Source organism: Candidatus Planktophila limnetica, assembly GCF_002288365.1.
Classification (GTDB): domain Bacteria; phylum Actinomycetota; class Actinomycetes; order Nanopelagicales; family Nanopelagicaceae; genus Planktophila; species Planktophila limnetica.
The window spans coordinates 792,322-811,547 of sequence record NZ_CP016782.1; the positions used below are offsets into that span (position 1 = coordinate 792,322).

Sequence of the window (19,226 nt, forward strand, 5' to 3'; positions counted from 1 at the left end):
AGTCCCTAGGACTGACAGGCGCAAGCCCCGCGTGCGACACGCTTAGAGCGAGCATAGATAGTTGAAGTTTCAACTACTTTGGCATACCTTGGCCTAGTTAGTTCACAGCACCAACCTATAAAGGAGAAACATGGACGTAGTAACACTCATCGGTCGCCTGCTATTTGCAGCGCTATTTATTGGCTCAGGCATTGGTCACTTTGCAAAGCTTGAAGCAATGACTGGATATGCAAAGTACAAGAAGCTTCCTGCTGCAAAGTTCGGAGTTCTTATCAGCGGCCTCTTCTTCTTGCTCGGTGGCGTTTATATCGCCATCGGCCTATGGGTTGATCTTGGTGCGCTATTAATTGCAATCACAGTAATTCTTGCTGGAATCATCTTCCATGCTTTCTGGAAAGAAACTGATGCAACAGCAAAGATGAATGAGCAAATTGCATTTAATAAAGATCTTGCACTTGGTGGAGCAGCACTCATCCTGTTCGCACTTATCGCAAGTGGAACAATTTCTGGATCAGATTTTGGTCCACACGTAGGAAACATTAGTTTCTTCAGCAAGTAAGCCTTACTAACAAAAAGCCCTCAGCGCGTGCTGGGGGCTTTTTGCTTTACTTAATAACTCGCGAAAGAAAACCCGCGACAACGAGTGCCAGTATTGGAAAAATCATTGCTATAGAAATTGAAGTGCCTTCTGCGAGGAATCCAATAATTGATGGGCCGATAAAGAATCCGGATAGACCGATCACAAATGCGCGGGCGCTAGATACTGAGGGCGCAATTCCAGGTATGGCACTTGCTGCCAAAATAAAGGCAGGAAACATTGGTCCTATTGCTAAGCCCGCAATAACAAAGCCTAGGTTGATAATCACAAGGGCTGCTAAAGGATGCGTCTCTGATAGCGGTACTGCAATTGCAATACTTGCAGCCCACCCGATCGCTCCAAAATAACCACACATCCGCACTAAACGTGCTGGGCCGAAGTGATCGAGTGCGCGATCTCCTAGAAAACGCGCGGTAATCATTGCAAGGGCAAAGGATGCGTACGCCGATGCATTAACACCTTTTCCAACTCCCATGTCATCACGTAATAAGAGTCCTCCCCAATCACTTGCAGATCCCTCTGCAATGAGTGCGGCCAATAAGCCAAATCCGATAAACCATAAGGAGGTGACAGATTTTCCAAAGAGTGCAATCTTGGCCGTTGTTTCATCCTCACCTTGATGGCCATCTAAATTTTCAGGAATTAAGCGAGCAACGCAGGGTAAGAACGCTGCGATACATAAAATCGAAACAACGCCCAAGTTCACTTCAGGAGAGAGTATTCGTGCGACCGATCCTCCTAAAACAGTTGTTGAAAAAGCTCCAACACTCCACAGGGCATGAAAGGAAGACATGCTGCGTGCTTGAAGGATTTTTTCAACCGCAACAGCTTGTGTATTAAGTGCTACGTCAGTACTTGAATATCCAAAACCCATTAAGAAAAGTGCGAATGCTAAAAACAATGGAAAGGTTGAAAAGCCAATTGCACATAAGCCAGCAGGTAACAATACTGTTGAAACAAAGAGAACTCTTCGTGATCCATAGGTGTGCACTAATCGACCTGCTAATTGCGCACCGGTAATAGACCCTAGTGAACTCGCAAGGAGCACTAGGCCAAATTGCGCATTGTTTAAACCATTAGCATCTTTAATCTCAGGAATTCGAGCGACCCAACCCATTGATGCAACACCCATAATTGCAAAGCAAGCCCTCAACGCACTCTTTGATTGCTCTGCAATCTCAATCGGTGTGCGCATTTTCATTGGGTAACCCTACTATTCTTACACTCATGTCACTGCGAAAAGTATTCATCACTCTCTGCGTTATTGCAGTGGCTTCGGCTCCCCTATCTCATGGTTCAGAGCCACTTTCGCAAGATACGCGAATGAAATTAGTTAAAACATTGTCGGGAAATTTAAGCCCTAAATCAGTGCTTTCATCTGGCACCGGTTTAGTAAGTGCACATAACATGATGTATCAGCACACAGTCACTATTTTTGATGCAGATACCTTGGAGTTACTCTCTACTGTTAAAGATAGTGTTGATCTTAAATCCTATGGCTTCACAAAATACAGCGGTACTTATCGAGGCGCCCCTGTCGAAGGCGCATTCTCTCCAGATGGTAAATATCTCTACTTCACTAATTATGCGATGTATGGCAAAGGTTTTACAAAAGAAGGACATGACACTTGCTCACCTGCTTCCGGGTATGACTCAAGTTTTCTCTCACGAATTGATTTAAGTACATACGAAATAGATGCGGTGTTTCCAGTTGGTTCAGTTCCAAAGGTTGTAAAAGTAACCCCCGACAATAAATACATTTTGGTCTCTAACTGGTGTTCTTACACACTCTCAGTTATTTCTGTCGCAGAGCAAAAAGTTGTGCAAAGCATAAAAATCGGCCGCTATCCGCGTGGCATCGTTGTGACAAATGACAGCGCATTTGCATATGTTGCTGAAATGGGCGGCAATAGGTTGCACCGTATTAACCTTGCCAACTTCGAACATACCTACATTCCTATTGGATCAAACCCAAGAGCGCTCGTTCTCTCCCCTGATAACAAAATCTTGTACGCCACATTAAATGTCTCTGGGCAAATTGCAGCATGGGATTTGGTTGCAGATAAATCACTTGGCAAAGCAAAGGTAGGAAATGCTGCACGAAGCCTAGATATTTCATCAGATGGAACAGCACTCTTTGTCACTAGCTTTAAGAGCGGCACAATTTCAAAGGTTCGAACTTCAGATCTTAAAGTTCTGCAAACCATTAAAGCGTGCTCTGAACCAATTGGAATCTCCTACGATGCACCGACCGCGCGCACATGGGTAGCTTGCTATAAGGGTTCGGTCAAAGTTTTCGCAAATGAATAATGTAAGGCACTAAAGTTCTGCCATGTCAGCAATCTTTGAAAACTCTTCTGTTCAACGTGTTCAATCCCTTATGAAAGAACTTGGCATGAATGGTGAAATCACCGCACTAGCCGATAGCGCCCGAACAGCCAAGGAAGCAGCCGATGCGTTGGGTATTGAAGTGGGCCAGGTTGCATCATCGATAGTTTTCAAATTAGATGATGAATCACCACTTCTGGTCATTACCAGTGGTCGCCACAAAGTTGATACCGAACTTGTCGCTAAGAATTTGAACCAAAGTAAATTACATAGAGTTGATGCAGATTACGTAAAGGAAAAGTCAGGGTTTTCAATTGGTGGCGTCTCTCCAATTGGCTGGGTATCAGATGCAACGGTCCTAATCGATCTAGCCCTGGATGACTACGAAGTTGTATGGGCAGCTGCCGGACATCCTCACTCAGTATTTCCAACGACATATTCTGAACTCATCACTTGTACTGGTGCAACACCTATGGTCGTAGGAGAATGAATCTATGAAGAGATTATTCAGCGCAGCAGTCTTGCTTTCATTCATTTGGAACTTAATTCTGGTTCTAGGAGTAGTTCTAAATATGGATTATGCATTACCTAGAGCCGCCGGTGGGCAATTCGAATCTTTTCCAACGTCAATAAGAATTCTCTATGTCAGCCAAACTTTCGTACTTGTGTATCAAATATTTATTTATCTTCAATTATTGCAAAATAGGCCAGTCAAACCAATATGGGCGCCAAAACTCTTTGCCTATCTGGGTCTTGTAAGTATTTTCATGAATGCAATTTCACGTTCTACTCAAGAACAAATCAACGTAATTCCAGCGGCAATCATTGCTGTGGCTTTTTTCATAGGTTCAAAACAGGTTCGAGATAAATGATTTTAGATAGTGAAAAATTCAATGGTCCACCAGAAAGTGACGTTGTAGTACTAATCCATGGAATGGGCTCAGCAGCTACTGCATGGAAACTAATCATTCCTGAATTAACCAGACACTTAACTGTTATCACTCTTGATTTACCTGGACATGGAAAAACTCCTATGTCTATTTCGCAAGCAATGGATCCTAAATCAATGGCAGATGCGGTGTGCGAAACAATGAGTTCACTTGGAATCGAGAAATTTCACCTGTGCGGTAACTCTTTAGGTGGTTGGGTTGGACTTGAAGCGGCCGCAAAACATAGTTCTCGCGTCTTATCTTTTACTGGTTTGGCACCTGCTGGTTTATGGCTTGCTCCATATACCGCGCGCTATCCCGGAACGGCATTGCTGCGAGCAATTGCAAAAACAACACGGCCGTTAACACCTGTTGCATTGCGATATGAGTGGGGACGAAAACTTGGCTTCGCAGATGTCAGCCCGCTCTGGCGCAATCTGAGTTATGAAACCTGTCTTGATGCATCCCTTGCCATGGGTGTGGCAAGTGGCTACTTCCCTGCTTGGGATGGAATGCTTAAAAAACGATTTGATTCACCAATTCCACATTCGATTCCAATAACAATTATCTTCGGAGATAGTGATAACACTTTGCCAGAATCAAATTGCCAAGAGCGCTCCGTTGTTCCATCTCATAGCAAATGGTTTGTTATAGAAAATTGTGGGCATGCGCCGATGTGGGATCACCCAACAACTGTCAGCCGACACATCCTAGAAACCACACAATCTCGCTAATGGTCACTGCACTCTACTTTTTTAATACACCTACTCGATCACTCCCCTTTGCTATTTGGGCTATGGCAATAGATCGTGGGCGTTTGCGTAGATTTAAAGGTGTCAGTTTTGCAAAGTTACTGGGCGCTGGTAAAGGTGAAACTTTTACACCACGTGATGCTGATATTCATCGTTGGGGTTTTTTAGTTGTCATCGATGAAAATCAATTATCAGCACTTGATCAATCATCCATGGTTAAACAATGGAGAAAAATAAGTACGAATGAGTATCGCATTTTACTTGATCCGATTTCTTCCCACGGAAAGTGGAGCAGGCAAGAACCATTTAAAGTAAAAGAAAATGTTTCTAGCGATGGAAAAATTGCAGCCATAACTCGTGCGCGAATTAAGGCAACTCATACCTCTAATTTCTTCTCATCTGTTCCACCAGTGACCGCATCTCTTCATGGAAGTGCCGGGCTACTCACTGCTATTGGAATTGGTGAAGCACCTATTGGATTGCAAGGCACTTTTTCTCTATGGCAAAGCGCGAGTGATTTACGAAATTTTGCATACAAAGGCGAGGCGCATATCAAGGCCATTGCAGATACAGAGAAGTTTCAGTGGTATGCCGAAGAACTCTTCGCACGATTTAACGTGCGCGAGGAGCGTGGGTCAATGGTGGCCAAGCAGGCGAACTAGGGCAGAATTACGCCATGTCGATTCGCCATTACTCGCCCCGCAGAAATCGCCGGAGCGGAATTTCACTTCGCTCTAAAACACTTCTCGGCATAGTTCTGGGTATTGCAATTGTCTTGCAAATCATTTATCCACTTATTGATGGGGAATTGTTGCGAGTTGTAACAATTGCAACCGTGTATTGGGCAGCTGGCGCAATGGCGCTGCATGCACTTTTAGCATACGGCGCGCGGTATGCATTTACTTATCTCTTCGTCACCATCGTTTTTGCACTCATTGTTGAATCCGTAGGCGTTAAAACAGGTTGGCCATTTGGAACCTATGAATACGATCCTTCACTTGGTCACACAATTGCAGGTGTTCCATACGTTGTTCCATTTGCGTGGGTAATGATGGCTCATCCAGTTTTAATTGCAGCTCGTCGAGTTGCCGGCAATTGGGTATTTCTCTACGGCGGATATGCAATGGCGGCATGGGATTTATTCCTAGACCCACAAATGGTTGCTGCTAATCGTTGGCGCTGGAGCTTTGACGGAGCACACGTTCCATTCCAGCCAGAAATACCTTTATCTAATACCTTCGGATGGTTATTAACAGGTATGGCGCTCATTGCGATTTTGCATCAAGTTTTGCCCCGCGATCGCAGAAAATCAAGTGCAAGTTTTGGCGCTGTAGATCTATTTTTAACATGGACATTTTTTGCCGGTGTTATTTCTAATCTATTCTTCTTTGATCGCCCAGGAGTCGCACTTATTGGTGGAATTGCATTTGGACTTTTCTTTGCACCATACGCCTTTTCACGTTGGCTCGGACGCCCGTAAGTCTTTCTAATGCTTGAAATTTCATTAGGTTTTTCCCTCATAGCTTTGCTATTTACAATTCTCAATAATTTTTCATTAATAACTCCACGTGTAGCCGAGCAAGTTGAAGAGAAAATCAGCGTGCTTGTTCCACTTCGAGACGAAGAAGAAAATGCAGTGGCCATTATCGAAACCTTGGCCGCACAAGAGAATTTATCTCATGTCGAATTTCTTATCCTTAACGATAATTCAACTGATAACACCTATACATTAATCAAATCTACAGCTCGAGGTGATTCACGATTTAAAATTAAGCAAGGTTCGGCCTTGCCGGATGGATGGCTCGGAAAACCATGGGCGCTTGCCCAACTCAGTGAAGTGGCCAAAGGTGAGATTCTGGTCTGCATTGATGCTGATGTTCGCTTAGCTTCAAATGGAATTGCTGCTGCTGTTACCGCAATGCACAAAAACAACCTGGACTTCTTCTCACCATATCCATCCCAAGTTGCACGCACTTTTAGCGAGCGAATGATTCAGCCGCTACTGCAATGGTCGTGGCTTTCATCAGTGCCTCTTGCTATTGCTAAACGCTCTACAAATCCAGCTTTTGCTGTTGCCAATGGCCAATTCTTTGTAGTTAAGAAGAGCGCACTGGATAAAAGTGGTGGGTACTCTTCAATTAAGTCAGAAGTACTAGATGACATGCAGATGGCGCGGGTGCTGCTTCGCAATAAGTTCAAAGGAACTGTTGGTAATGGAGCACTCATTGCGCAGTGTCACATGTACTCATCCTGGCGAGAGTTGGAAAATGGTTACGCCAAATCCCTGTGGAAAGGTTTTGGAGGTCTCTTCGGATCTTTCATAGCAATTACACTTTTAATTCTTACCGGAATTGTTCCTCTCATCGCTGCTGCCAGTGGCTCATCTTTGGGATGGTATGCCTTTGAAGCTGTTCTTCTCTCTCGAATCATTAGCGCCCGGATAACTCGTGCAAACTTATTTGATTCACTCTTGCATCCGATTTCTGCTGGCCTACTTGTCTACCTAATCATTTATTCATGGCTCATGCGCGGTCGCATCCAATGGAAAGGTCGCACCGTATGAGCCAACCAGAAGTAATTGTTATCGGCGCCGGCATGGGCGGGATGTGTACTGCAGCGCGATTAGCTCGCCAAGGTCATGTTGTTCGCGTACTTGAAAGTTCAGATAAACCTGGCGGTAAGTGCCGCACGGAATGGATTGGCAAATACGCATTCGATACTGGTCCTTCCCTACTGACTTTACCTGCTGTCTATCGTGATTTTTTTGCACGTACCGGTAAACATCTAGGGCAAGTATTAGATGTTAAGCCTGTTGATCCAGCATTTGATTATCGTTTCCACGATGGCATTTCTTTGAAATTTGCAAACCTTGCACACCACAAAACTCAAGAAGAAATCACTCGAGTTCTTGGTCCAGATGTTGCAGCGCAATGGGATGCACTCATTAAGCGCGCGGAACGAATGTGGGATGTCTCCCGCGAACCATTTGTTGAGTCAGAGCTTAAATCTATATTTTCACTCATTAAGCGCCCGACTCTTATGCGTGATCTAAGAGTTATTGCGCCTTGGAAATCACTTCGAGATTTAGCCAATGAGTTACTGCCAGATAAACATCTTCGATACATCCTTGATCGGTATGCGACATATAGCGGTTCAGATCCTCGGTTAGCTCCAGCAGTGCTTTCAACAATTGCATTTGTTGAAGAAGCATTTGGCGCCTGGCACATCACCGGCGGAGTAGGACAACTCTCGCAGGCGGTTTATCAGCGTTGCATAGATCTAGGAGTTGTCTTTGAATTTGATTCACCAGTTGCACAGATTAATCACAGCAAAGGACGTATAACTGGTGTATCTATGAAGGATGGGCGAACAATTGAAAGTTCCATAGTTGTGGCAAATGCTGATGCCTCACTTGTTTATAACTCACTGATTAGTGGCAAGGTTCGAAAGATAAAAGGTGCCCGCAAGAGAATTGCAAAGAGCACTCAATCTCTTGCTGGATTTTCACTCTTGCTTGGGCTACGTCCAGATGGAGTACCAACTAAATTAAGTCACCACACAATACTTTTTCCAGAGAATTACGACGCAGAATTTGATGCAATATTTACAACTCACACGCCCGTGAAAGATCCCACTATTTATTTATGTGCCCCTGATGATCAGGCAATGGTCAAAGAAATCGGTGCGCAATCACTCTATGTCTTGGTCAATGCTCCGGTTCACGATGCCACCGGAAAGAATGGATGGAATTGGAATGACCAAGAATTCAATCGCGAATATGCAAACTCGATTATCAATCAAATAGAAGCACGAGGTATGTCAATTCGCGATCGCCTTGATGTCCTAGAAATTCGAACTCCGGCTGATTTAGAAAAAAGTGTTAACGCACCAGGTGGGGCAATTTATGGAACATCGAGTAACGGAGCGCAATCCGCGTTCTTACGTGCTCGCAACCGTTCACCATTAAAAGGTTTGTATTGCGTTGGCGGATCGGCCCATCCTGGTGGTGGATTGCCACTAGTTGGTCTAAGCGCTGAAATTGTTGCTAACGCAATCGGGAATACGCAAAACGCATCACGCTTACTGCACTAAAAAGTGATGCTCCAAGAAATACCCACGTGGCTATTTCAATTCCAGGTAAATCTAAATGCCATGCAATCAATACTATAAAGATAAAACTGGCCCGCACTGGTCTTTCTGTGATTGTTACGAGTCCGAGATCTTTAACTCCTAAAGATGAAACTCGTGCGCGCATATATTCCTGAATTGATGCTACAAGCCACAAAGCAATACACAAATAAGCTGGAACACCGATTGCATAGAGTGCATAGAGCCAGAGTGCTTCACTGATTCGATCAACGACTGAATCAAGGAGTGCTCCCCAATTCGAAGTACGGTTTTGGAAAATTGCCACACTTCCATCAATGCCGTCAAAAAATAAAGAAAACACAATGAGTGCGATTGCCCACAGGGATTGAGATGTCAGTGCTACTCCCACCGCACTTACTAATCCCAAGGTGGTCAAAACATTTGGTGTAATTCTAAGTAACGTGCAGAGCAACCCAAATCGGTATGAAATTCCCAGCCACCTGCCCACAATGCCAGTTGTTGGCGCAGAGTTATGGAGTTGACTCCATTGATCCGTAAATTGCTCGCGCGTAATCACCGACGTAGGCCTTTCTTAAAATGACTAGGAGTAAGACGCAGGGTACCGTTACCGCGTGGCTAATGAAAATAATGCAACACCGGCTGCGATTCGCGCACTAATCGAGGGCGAGCTCGCAACTTTTCTTGGCGCCCAAAAAACTTACCTGCAATCAATCGGTAGTGAACTCACACCAGCATCGGATGCACTCTCATCATTTTTGTTAGATGGCGGCAAGAGGTTACGTCCACTCTTTGCTTACTTTGGTTTTATTGGAGCCGGCGGTACACATAGTCCTGAAGTTATTCGTGCATGTGCCAGTCTTGAATTATTACAAGCATGTGCCCTCATTCACGATGACTTAATGGATGGATCCGACACTCGTCGAGGAAAGCCAGCGATTCATAAGCACTTTGAAAAATTACATTCAAAGGAGAGCGCTGTCGGCTCTTCAGTTGGTTTTGGACAAGCAGCTGCAATTCTTTTGGGAGATCTCGCCCTCGTTTATTCAGATCTTGCACTTCACCAAAGTGGAATCAAGGCCAACGTATTGCCTCAAGTTTTAGCAGTCCACGATGAGATGCGCGTGGAACTTATGGCTGGACAATTCTTGGATGTCTACGAGCAGACAAGAAGTTCGCACACCGTAGAACGTGCAATGACAATTGCGCGATACAAATCAGGTAAATACACAATCGAGCGTCCTCTTCATTTCGGTGCTTCACTTGCAACCACAGATAAAGATCACCTTGCGCAAGTCACATCACATTATTCTTCTTACGGCTTGCCACTAGGTGAAGCATTCCAATTACGAGATGACCTACTTGGCGTATTTGGAGATCCTGACCTAACCGGTAAACCTGCAGGTGATGATCTTCGCGAAGGAAAGCGAACTGTCCTTGTTGCAATGGCGCAAGAATCCATGAGCGCTGCAGATATCAAAGAGTTTGAATCCCAATTTGGAAAATCTGATCTAGATGCCAAGGGAATCGCTACGTTGCGTCAAATAATCACAGATTCAGGTGCACCCGAGCACGTAGAGACTCTGATTACGAATCTAACAAATACCGCCACACAAGCACTAGATACCACCACAATCACAGCCGAAGCTCGTCAAGTTTTAAGTGAACTTGCAATCATCGCAACGAAAAGGAATCTCTAATGACAAAGCGCGTCAAAGGTCCAACTGATCACGTTGTTGTAGTTGGTGCTGGCCTTGCCGGTTTAAGTACTGCTCTTCGCTTAGCAGGTGCTGGCCGCAAAGTAACTGTGATTGAACGCGAAAGTGTTCCGGGTGGACGAAATGGTCTGCTAAACAAAGATGGCTATGCCTTTGATACTGGTCCATCTGTTTTGACGATGCCATCTCTTATCAACGATGCTTTTAATAGCGTCGGCGAAGAGTTAAAAGATTGGCTAGAACTAACTCCCGTAAAACCTTTATACCGTGCGTTCTATGCAGATGGATCACAAATAGATGTGCACGCAAACACTGAAGAGATGGAAGCAGAGATTGCTCGCACCATTAGTTCTAGTGAAGCAGCGGGTTACCGTCGGTACGTTGAATTCGTAACCAAGCTATACAAGTATGAAATGAATGATTTCATTGATAGAAATATTGACTCACCGCTAAATCTTTTGACACCGAACTTAGCTCGCCTCATTGCATTAGGTGGTTTTAGACGTCTGTCTCCAAAGGTCAATCAATTTATGAAAGATCCACGTCTTCAAAAGGTTTATTCATTCCAAGCAATGTATGCCGGCGTAAGCCCACAGCAGGCACTCGCAATTTATGCCGTTATTGCATACATGGATTCGGTTAATGGAGTCTTTTTCCCTAAGGGTGGAATGCACGCAGTTCCTCGCGCTCTTGCTGCTGCAGCGCAAAAGCATGGAGTTGAATTTATCTATAACACCTCAGTTGAAAAGATTGAAACATCTAATTCACGAGCAAAAGCAGTCATAACCAATAAAGGCCAACGCATTGAGTGCGATGCGCTCGTTCTAAACCCTGATCTTCCTGTTGCGTGGCGAGAATTGCTTGGAAAAACACCACTATCGGTCAAGCGCCTTCGCTACTCGCCTTCGTGTGCCACCTTACTCGTTGGCTCATCGAAAAAATATGATCATGTGGCTCATCACAATATTCACTTTGGTGATTCATGGGATGGCGTATTTGATGAACTGATTAACAAGAAGACTTTAATGAGTGATCCAAGCGTGCTTGTCACTATTCCAACTAAGGATGATCCCTCACTTGCACCAGCAGGCAAAGAGTCTTATTACATCTTGTATCCGACTCCGAATTTAGATGCCGATATTGACTGGAAAAAGCAGGCAGGTCCGTATCGTGATCAGATGATTAAAACTCTGGAAGATCGCGGATACACCAATTTTTCAGATGGAATTGAAACTGAAGTAATGACTACTCCCCTTGATTGGCAAGATCGCGGGATGGAACGTGGTGCACCATTTGCCAGTGCACATACATTTTTCCAAACAGGTCCCTTTAGACCACGCAATATGGCCCGCGGTTTTGAAAATGTTGTCTTCACAGGCTCTGGAACACAACCAGGTGTAGGTGTACCAATGGTTCTTATTTCAGGTCGCTTGGCAGCAGAAAGAATTGTTGGACCTGTTAAGTAAATGAATGAATTAGATGCTGCTGGAATAACAGATCCAGTACTGCGCGCTTCATACGAAGAATGCAAGCGCCTTAATTCATTGCATGGAAAAACTTACTATCTAGCCACACTCTTACTGCCCGCACACAAACGACCATTCGTTCACGCTCTGTATGGTTTTGCGCGCTATGCAGATGAGATAGTCGATGATCTTGCATCAACTCTTAGCGATCAAGAAAAAGCAGCGCATTTAAAAACCTGGGGTGACTCAGTTCTAGCATCGATTTCAACTGGAATAAGCACTGATCATGTCGGCGCCGCACTCATTGATACCGTTCGCAGATTTAATATTCCACAGCAACACTTTGTGGATTTTTTGCATTCAATGACAATGGATCTGACTGTAGGTACTTATAAAACTTATGAGGATCTCATGGAGTACGTATACGGATCTGCCGCTGTTATTGGATTACAAATGGTCCCAATTTTGGGGCCTCTCTCAGATGAAGCGTATGAACCTGCAAAAAAGTTGGGGATCGCATTTCAGCTCGCTAACTTCATTCGAGATGTTGGCGAAGATCTGGACCGAGGACGAATCTATTTGCCTCTAGATGAATTAGCTCAATTTGGTGTCAGCAAGGAAATGCTTCTGAAAAGAAAACTTACCCCTGAAATTATTGCTGCTCTTAAGTTCCAGATTGAACGAGTGCGTCAATTGCAAAAGCAGGCCGAACCTGGAATTGCACTATTGGAGGAATCGAGTCGTCCCTGTATTTCTGCGGCCAGCACTTTGTATTGTGGCATTGTCGATGAAGTCGAAAGAATTGGTTATGACGTATTTAATAAACGTGCCAAAACTTCTACGGCGCGCAGAATACGAGTTGCGCTACCAGCATTTATTCGCGCCATATCTGCGCGATAGGTTTTTTATCTCTATAGTTAGAGATGCGGGAGCCACAGTGGCTGAGAGGATCTGAAATTCAGATCGACCGCTTGACCCGTCCGGTAATGCGGACGTGGAAGGGAAAAATCGATGTCTACAATTTTATTTACTGCCTGGGGCTATCAAGTATCAATTCTTGAATTTACTGCAGCGCTCACATCATTTATTGGAGTTGGACTCGGCGTTACTGCCAAGAGAATTACCTGGCCATGGTGGGCACTGAGCAGCGCACTCTATGCAATCTTTTTCTACCAAGCAGATCTCTTTGCTAGCGCAGCACTTCAAATTGTTTTTATTGCCGCAGCAATCTGGGGATGGTTTGGATGGGGACCAAAGGGCGCGGCCCCATCAGCGCTATCAACTAAGCACCGTGTGCTGTGGGCAGCAGGATTACTTCTCTCATTTTTTGCACTGACTCCATTACTTCAAAATATGGGAGCTGCTGCAACCTGGTCTGATGCGCTAATTTTCCTTGGAAGTTTTTTCGCTCAAACAATTATGGTGTATGAAAAATACGAAGCGTGGCCACTCTGGTTCGCCATTGATCTTTTGGCGACAGTTCAATACGCCATTTTAGGATATTGGTTTACTGCAGTTTTATATGCAGCATTTACCGTTATCGCATTAATCGGATGGAAGCGTTGGTATGAATCTCACCGAAGCGCTCACTGATTTATTTTCAACTTCCGGTCCTCATCTAGTCGCAATAGATGGTCCAGCCGGTAGTGGGAAAAGCACATTGGCTAAAGATCTATATCTTTTTTTCAGCCCCTCGCGCGAGGTCAATCTTCTTGGATTAGATGACATTTATGATGGTTGGAAAAATGCTCTTGGTGCGAAATTGACCAGTGATTTAGGAGCGATTGCTGGTGCTCACATCCATCAAAAATCAATATCGATGCAGATTTACGATTGGTCATTATCTAAATATGGCGAAGTTCGAACCATAGAACCTAGAGAAATACTCATCATTGAAGGAGTGGGAAGTGCGCAAGAAGTGATGCGCGAGCACAAAGCAATCACTATCTGGATGGATATTGATCCACTACTTGGTATGCAGAGAGTATTAAACCGAGATGGCCATCACATCGCCCAGGAAATGAAAGCGTGGCAGGAGTTACAGGGCCAACATTTCACGCAATCTGGTGCGCGAGATAACGCTGACTTTATTATCACCACAGCGTAAATTGGGCGCGCCATAGAGGTGTATCTATGCGCTTTTACCTAAGATTTGAACGTGTCTGATTTATCTGGTGAACTCATAGATGGTCGCTACCAACTCATCTCCCAGATAGCTCAAGGTGGAATGGCGAGTATTTACTCTGCCCTTGATACTCGTTTAGATCGAAAAGTTGCAGTCAAAATCATGCACCCACATCTTGCTCAAGATGAAGCATTCGTTAATCGATTTATTCGTGAAGCAAAAGCAGCTGCTGCCCTTACGCATCCCAATGCAGTATCTGTGCAAGATCAAGGATGGAATACAAATGGTGTTCCAGCAGTCTTTATTGTCATGGAAATGGTTGAAGGAAATACTCTTCGTGAATATTTAGAAGAGTCTGGAAAATTTGGAGTAGCCCAAACATTGCAGTACCTCACTGCAATATTGGGAGCCCTCGCTGCTGCGCACAAATTGGGAATTATCCATAGGGACATCAAACCTGAAAATATCTTGATATCTCATGATGGGCGAATAAAGATTGCAGACTTTGGTTTGGCACATGGCACCCTTATCGGAAGTACTTTGACGGCTGAATCAAGTGTTGTTCTCGGCAGTGTTTCCTACCTATCACCCGAACAGGTGCAAAGAGGAATTTCTGATTCAAGAAGTGATGTGTATTCAACAGGAATTCTCGCCTATGAACTCTTGGTCGGAGAAAAACCGTTTTCAGGTGATAGCCCTATCCAAATTGCTTATATGCATGTCAATAATCGTGTTCCGCGCGTGAGCCAAAGTAGATCAGATGTGCCAAAAGAATTAGATGAGCTGATCTATTCAGCAACTAGTTCTAATCCTGATGAACGCCCACGAGATGCTGGAGTATTCCTGGCTGCAATACAAGATATTGCCCGATCAATTGATCCCAAACGAAATCAGCTCAGTCTTGAATTAGATATTCCTATGCAAAAGATTTCTGAAAAACCTTCGCGTTCAAAGATGAAAAAGACTAAGGCAGAGGCGGTTAAAGAGATTACTCAGGAAAAACCCGTGCGCGAACTAACGGCTGGAACTAAACGACGAATTAGTAAACGAGTTCGAAGAAATCGCATCATTGCTATGGGACTTGCTGTAGCCGTTGGTATTGCTAGTTGGTATGTAATTATCGGTCCGGGCTCACGCATCGTTGTTCCATCAGTTGTCGGAGCCAGCGTTGATGAAGCCAATGCAGCGCTATCTCCACTTGGCTTAACGTCGATAGTTACCGAGAAACGCTTTGATGAAGATATTGCTGCAGGAAAGATCTTGGAATCAGATCCCAGCGGTGGTGGAAAAGTTGATGCTGGCGGAGAAGTTAAATTAGTAATTTCTAAAGGTCAAGAACGCTACGTTATTCCAGTCCTAACAGGACTAACACCTGAAGTTGCAATAAAAACTCTGACAAAGCAACCATTAAAATCTGCCGGAATCACAGAAGAGTTCAACTCAACTATTCCAAAGGGCTTAGTTATTTCATCTAATCCATCTAATGGTCAAACCGTAAAGCGTGATACTCCAGTTACGATTCTTGTTAGTAAAGGCATCGAAGAAGTTGCATTAACAACATATGTGCAACAAAGTGGAGATCAAGCGCAGGTGGAATTAACTGAAGCTGGCTTTAACGTTGAGAGTTCCTTTGCCTACAGCGAAACAATTGCTGCAGGTGCTGTAATTTCACAAACTCCAGCTGGCCTCGTAAGTGCACCAAAAGGTTCCACAATTACACTGGTGGTTTCTAAAGGTTCGAAGTTTGTATTTATCCCAAATGTTTATTCGATTGAAACATGTAGAGCAGCCGTTACTCTCAAAGATCTTGGCCTGAAATACAAAGTTCTTGGACTTAAAGTCAAGCTTCGTTGCACTGGAACAAAGACCGATAAAAAAGTAACAAATGTATCTCCGAAGGTAGGCGCCAAGGTGCTGCGTGGCACCGTAGTAACCATCACAGTAGGCTAGGCCGATGCCAGCCACAGTGAAGAAACCACGTATCGGAGCCCACACACCAACGACAGGTGGAATGGCAAAACGCTCCATTGAATACGCACGCACTATTGGCGCTGAAGCAATTCAAGTATTCGCATCTAATCCACGTCAATGGTCGATGCCAGATGCCAACATTGCCGCAGATAATGAATTTAAAGAAAAAGCAGCCGAACTAGATATAGAAACCTATGTGCACGCACCCTTTCTTATTAATTTAGGTTCACCTACGGAAGAAACATATAAAAATTCCTTGGCTGCAACTGCCTATGCAATCAAGCGAGCAAAAGATATTGGCGCTCTCGGCGCCGTCATTCATACTGGCTCTGCTGTGAAAGAAGATAACGTCAAACAAGCATGGAAGCAGATTCATGAAGGAATGATGCCGATTCTGAATAAACTCAGCGATGACTCCCCTTATCTGCTCCTTGAACCAACTGCTGGTCAAGGCCAATCTCTTGTTAAGAAATTAGAAGATTTAGAGAATTACTTAAAGGCTCTTGAATACCACCCACGTGTTGGAATTTGTTTAGATACGTGCCATGTTTTTGCCGCAGGTCACGACATATCTGTTAAAGGTGGGATGAGCGCCACTATTGATTTACTTGTTCAAATCGCTGGAATAGAGCGTTTTCAATTGGTTCACGCAAATGATTCTATGGATGTGTGTGGGGCGCTCAAAGATCGTCACCAGAATCTCGGAGACGGCCATATTGGTTTAGATCCATTTAAAGAATTACTTGCACACCCAGCCGTTGCAAATGCACCTCTTATTTTGGAAACTCCAGGACTAGAAGAAAAGCATGGACCAGAGGTTGCGCTCTTGAAAGAAATGCGTGGATGAGCACACAACACGCCACCCGTCTTAAATTAGCTCCTTGGGCGCTTCTCCTTGTTGCAGCATCCTGGGGACTCGCATTTGTGATCATGAAAGATTCCATCGCTCGCCAGAGTGTTAATAACTTTCTCTTTAGCCGCTTCGCACTAGCAGTGCTTGTCATGCTGCTACTTCGACCACAAGTTTTCAAATTATTCAAAAAGGATTTAGTTATACCTTCTGCCTTTGCAGGTTTTTTTCTTGGTTCCGGCTATATCTTGCAAACGCTGGGACTTGAACGAACTGGCGCTGCAATTACAGGATTCATCACTGGGTTATACGTAGTCTTCACACCACTCATCGCCGCAGTAATTCTTAAAGCTCGAATCACACGCCTTACCTGGGGCTGCGTAGTACTAGCAACTATTGGCTTGGCGCTGCTTTCACTGCGTGGCTGGTCTATTGGTTTTGGCGAATTACTTGTTCTTGGAAGCGCATTGTGTTTTGGTGCTCACATAATTTCACTTGGTAAATGGAGCAACGGTCGAGATGCCTATGCAATGACTGTTATCCAACTTGCCATGTGTACGCTCTTAAGTGGACTCGCCTCTATTGCAGAAGGTGGTTACTCCGCACCACCTGATTGGGGCGTTTGGGCAACAGTTATTTTCACTGCAGTTGTCTGCACAGCTATGGCTTTCGTGGTTCAAACATGGGCGCAAGCGCATATGACTACAACAAAGGTTGCCGTCATCCTTACGATGGAAGTTGTCTTCGCTGCAATCTTTGCAATCATCTTTGGTGGCGAACGTTTGACCTTGCAGACTGCCCTCGGTGGAACCCTTGTTGTCATAGCCATGTATGTCATTGTCATCAAAGATTCGTGAGAAACTAAACCATGGCAATCGACCTACGATCAGATACCGTCACAAAACCATCACAAGCGATGCGAGATGCGATTGCATCAGCACCTGTTGGCGATGATGTTTATGGTGATGATCCAACGGTTAATTCTCTTGAAGAACGAGTCGCTGCAATGTTTGGCAAAGAAGCAGCTCTTTTTTGCCCCACAGGTTCACTTGCTAATCAATTAGCTATTCGCTCCCTTGTGGGTGCTGGCGAAGAGTTAATCGCTGAAACAAATTCACATATCGTTCGCGCTGAACTTGGAGCCGCTGCTGTTTTCTCTGGAATTACAACTCGCACGTGGCCGGCTAAAAATGGATTACTCAAAGCAAGTGATGCTTTAGAAATAGCGCGCCCCAACTCTGGGCCGTACTTGGTTTCCACAACCGCGATAGCAGTTGAGAACACACACAACTTTGGTGGCGGAACTGTTCAGCCAATATCTGAAATTGCCGCATTGAGAAAAGGTGCTGATGAAATCGGTGTTGCTCTGCACTTAGATGGTGCACGCCTTTGGAACGCTCACGTTGCAAGTGGAGTTTCCTTTGCTGAGTACGGAAAATACTTCAACACAATAAGCGTGTGTTTATCAAAAGGCCTTGGTGCACCGGTTGGCTCACTAGTTCTTGGAAGCAAAGAGATGATCGCCTCCTCGCGTGTATGGCGCAAACGCTACGGCGGTGGAATGAGGCAGATAGGACTTCTGGCTGCAGCAGGTCACTACGCACTGGATCACAACATCGATCGTCTTGCACAAGATCATGTGCGGGCCAAGAAAATTGCTGTAGCACTTGCAGCTATCGATTCATCATTGATCGATCCTGCAACAGTTGAAACAAATATTGTCGGCCTAGATCTAGCAAAATTTGCATTTAGCGCCGCGGATTTCGCGGCAAAGTGTAAAGAAAATGGCTTGTGGATTAGTGCACTTGGTCCAAAATATGCCAGATTAGTTACTCACTTAGATTTCGATGATGCGCAAACCGATGAATCAATTGAAATTCTAAAGCGCTGCCTCAAAGCGTAGTAACCACTCTTTTTTATTTAGTCCATAAGCATAATTTCCAAGTGATCCGCCAGTTTTAACAATGCGATGGCACGGAACAACTAAAACAATTGCATTCTTTGCGCACGCACTTCCGGCTGCACGCACGGCAGCGGCAGATCCTGCGCGTTCGGCAAGATCTGCGTAAGAAAGAGTTTTTCCGGCCTTCACCTTTCGCATCGCCTTCCAAGCCGCTTGCGAAAAATGAGCGCCAGGTTGTCTGACTTTTATTGCATCCAGGGCGCCTAAGTCGCCATCAAAGTAATCTGAGATGAGTTCGGAAATTATCGGGATAGATTTCATTTCCTTAATTTCGCGCGTTCTATCTTCTTCATCTAAGGATGCTTTAAGCGCACTCAACGTTGAAAGATTTGCCCCTAGTAAAACATCTTCGTGGGCGATTAGATTAAGGGTGCCGATCGGAGTTTTGTGTGAGGTTAAAAACAGAGGCACAGCGCTAA

Annotated in this window: 21 protein-coding genes; 18 read left to right on the forward strand and 3 right to left on the reverse strand. The window is 44.7% G+C overall.

Going from position 1 to position 19,226, the window contains the following annotated elements; all coding sequences use genetic code 11:
• Positions 1-130 precede the first annotated feature (130 nt).
• A complete protein-coding gene (locus PHILAsVB114_RS04190; RefSeq protein WP_095698132.1) occupies positions 131-559 on the forward strand; it encodes a DoxX family protein in 429 nt (142 codons plus the stop codon).
• A gap of 46 nt (positions 560-605) precedes the next feature.
• On the opposite strand, the gene PHILAsVB114_RS04195 is transcribed toward PHILAsVB114_RS04190, so the two are convergent.
• The gene (locus tag PHILAsVB114_RS04195; RefSeq protein ID WP_204246759.1) at positions 606-1,799 is read right to left on the reverse strand and encodes an MFS transporter; all 1,194 of its coding nucleotides are present in this window, start codon (positions 1,797-1,799) and stop codon (positions 606-608) included.
• 26 nt (positions 1,800-1,825) lie between these two features.
• Here PHILAsVB114_RS04195 and PHILAsVB114_RS04200 point away from each other — a divergent pair, with 26 nt between their 5' ends.
• The 8 genes from PHILAsVB114_RS04200 to PHILAsVB114_RS04235 are packed head-to-tail and all read left to right on the forward strand — an operon-like array spanning position 1,826 to position 8,699.
• Positions 1,826-2,908 (forward strand): YncE family protein, encoded by a 1,083-nt coding sequence (locus PHILAsVB114_RS04200; RefSeq protein ID WP_095698133.1) that lies wholly within the window; start codon positions 1,826-1,828, stop codon positions 2,906-2,908.
• A 22-nt stretch (positions 2,909-2,930) separates the two neighbouring features.
• Positions 2,931-3,416, forward strand: a complete 486-nt coding sequence (locus PHILAsVB114_RS04205; protein ID WP_095698134.1) for a YbaK/EbsC family protein — start codon at positions 2,931-2,933, stop codon at positions 3,414-3,416.
• Positions 3,417-3,420: 4 nt separating this feature from the next.
• Entirely contained in the window at positions 3,421-3,798 is a 378-nt protein-coding gene (locus PHILAsVB114_RS04210; RefSeq protein WP_095698135.1) for a hypothetical protein, read from the forward strand.
• Positions 3,795-4,589: an alpha/beta fold hydrolase gene (locus PHILAsVB114_RS04215; RefSeq protein ID WP_095698136.1), complete on the forward strand. Its 795-nt coding sequence runs from the start codon at positions 3,795-3,797 to the stop codon at positions 4,587-4,589. The genes PHILAsVB114_RS04210 and PHILAsVB114_RS04215 overlap by 4 nt, the downstream gene beginning before the upstream one ends.
• Positions 4,589-5,269 carry a spheroidene monooxygenase gene (locus tag PHILAsVB114_RS04220; protein ID WP_095698137.1) on the forward strand — a complete coding sequence of 227 codons (681 nt, stop codon included), beginning with the start codon at positions 4,589-4,591 and terminating at the stop codon, positions 5,267-5,269. Before PHILAsVB114_RS04215 ends, PHILAsVB114_RS04220 begins: the two co-directional genes overlap by 1 nt.
• Positions 5,270-5,283: 14 nt before the next feature.
• A complete protein-coding gene (locus PHILAsVB114_RS04225; RefSeq protein WP_095698138.1) occupies positions 5,284-6,087 on the forward strand; it encodes a carotenoid biosynthesis protein in 804 nt (267 codons plus the stop codon).
• A 9-nt stretch (positions 6,088-6,096) separates the two neighbouring features.
• On the forward strand, positions 6,097-7,170 hold the full coding sequence (locus PHILAsVB114_RS04230; protein ID WP_095698139.1) for a glycosyltransferase family 2 protein: 1,074 nt from the start codon (positions 6,097-6,099) through the stop codon (positions 7,168-7,170).
• Positions 7,167-8,699: a phytoene desaturase family protein gene (locus tag PHILAsVB114_RS04235; RefSeq protein WP_204246760.1), complete on the forward strand. Its 1,533-nt coding sequence runs from the start codon at positions 7,167-7,169 to the stop codon at positions 8,697-8,699. The genes PHILAsVB114_RS04230 and PHILAsVB114_RS04235 overlap by 4 nt, the downstream gene beginning before the upstream one ends.
• On the opposite strand, the gene PHILAsVB114_RS04240 is transcribed toward PHILAsVB114_RS04235, so the two are convergent.
• Positions 8,653-9,273: a CDP-alcohol phosphatidyltransferase family protein gene (locus PHILAsVB114_RS04240; protein ID WP_095698141.1), complete on the reverse strand. Its 621-nt coding sequence runs from the start codon at positions 9,271-9,273 to the stop codon at positions 8,653-8,655. The genes PHILAsVB114_RS04235 and PHILAsVB114_RS04240 overlap by 47 nt on opposite strands.
• Before the next feature lie 55 nt (positions 9,274-9,328).
• On the opposite strand from PHILAsVB114_RS04240, the gene PHILAsVB114_RS04245 reads away from it, so the two are divergent.
• From PHILAsVB114_RS04245 to PHILAsVB114_RS04285, 9 genes are all read left to right on the forward strand, one after another.
• Positions 9,329-10,414: a polyprenyl synthetase family protein gene (locus tag PHILAsVB114_RS04245; RefSeq protein WP_095698142.1), complete on the forward strand. Its 1,086-nt coding sequence runs from the start codon at positions 9,329-9,331 to the stop codon at positions 10,412-10,414.
• Positions 10,414-11,898, forward strand: coding sequence for a phytoene desaturase family protein (crtI, locus tag PHILAsVB114_RS04250; protein WP_095698143.1), 1,485 nt, complete (start codon positions 10,414-10,416; stop codon positions 11,896-11,898). The genes PHILAsVB114_RS04245 and crtI overlap by 1 nt, the downstream gene beginning before the upstream one ends.
• Positions 11,899-12,798 (forward strand): phytoene/squalene synthase family protein, encoded by a 900-nt coding sequence (locus PHILAsVB114_RS04255; protein WP_095698144.1) that lies wholly within the window; start codon positions 11,899-11,901, stop codon positions 12,796-12,798. It abuts the gene before it with no gap.
• Positions 12,799-12,909: 111 nt separating this feature from the next.
• Positions 12,910-13,491 carry a nicotinamide riboside transporter PnuC gene (gene pnuC / locus PHILAsVB114_RS04260; RefSeq protein ID WP_095698145.1) on the forward strand — a complete coding sequence of 194 codons (582 nt, stop codon included), beginning with the start codon at positions 12,910-12,912 and terminating at the stop codon, positions 13,489-13,491.
• Positions 13,466-14,005 (forward strand): uridine kinase family protein, encoded by a 540-nt coding sequence (locus PHILAsVB114_RS04265; RefSeq protein ID WP_095698146.1) that lies wholly within the window; start codon positions 13,466-13,468, stop codon positions 14,003-14,005. Before pnuC ends, PHILAsVB114_RS04265 begins: the two co-directional genes overlap by 26 nt.
• Before the next feature lie 51 nt (positions 14,006-14,056).
• Complete coding sequence (gene pknB, locus PHILAsVB114_RS04270) at positions 14,057-15,973, forward strand: Stk1 family PASTA domain-containing Ser/Thr kinase (RefSeq protein WP_095698147.1); 1,917 nt, start codon at positions 14,057-14,059, stop codon at positions 15,971-15,973.
• Positions 15,974-15,977: 4 nt separating this feature from the next.
• On the forward strand, positions 15,978-16,841 hold the full coding sequence (locus PHILAsVB114_RS04275; RefSeq protein WP_095698148.1) for a deoxyribonuclease IV: 864 nt from the start codon (positions 15,978-15,980) through the stop codon (positions 16,839-16,841).
• A complete protein-coding gene (locus PHILAsVB114_RS04280; RefSeq protein WP_095698149.1) occupies positions 16,838-17,701 on the forward strand; it encodes a DMT family transporter in 864 nt (287 codons plus the stop codon). The genes PHILAsVB114_RS04275 and PHILAsVB114_RS04280 overlap by 4 nt, the downstream gene beginning before the upstream one ends.
• An 11-nt stretch (positions 17,702-17,712) precedes the next feature.
• Complete coding sequence (locus PHILAsVB114_RS04285) at positions 17,713-18,747, forward strand: threonine aldolase family protein (protein WP_095698150.1); 1,035 nt, start codon at positions 17,713-17,715, stop codon at positions 18,745-18,747.
• On the opposite strand, the gene PHILAsVB114_RS04290 is transcribed toward PHILAsVB114_RS04285, so the two are convergent.
• Positions 18,724-19,218 (reverse strand): methylated-DNA--[protein]-cysteine S-methyltransferase, encoded by a 495-nt coding sequence (locus PHILAsVB114_RS04290; protein WP_095698151.1) that lies wholly within the window; start codon positions 19,216-19,218, stop codon positions 18,724-18,726. The genes PHILAsVB114_RS04285 and PHILAsVB114_RS04290 overlap by 24 nt on opposite strands.
• Positions 19,219-19,226 lie beyond the last annotated feature (8 nt).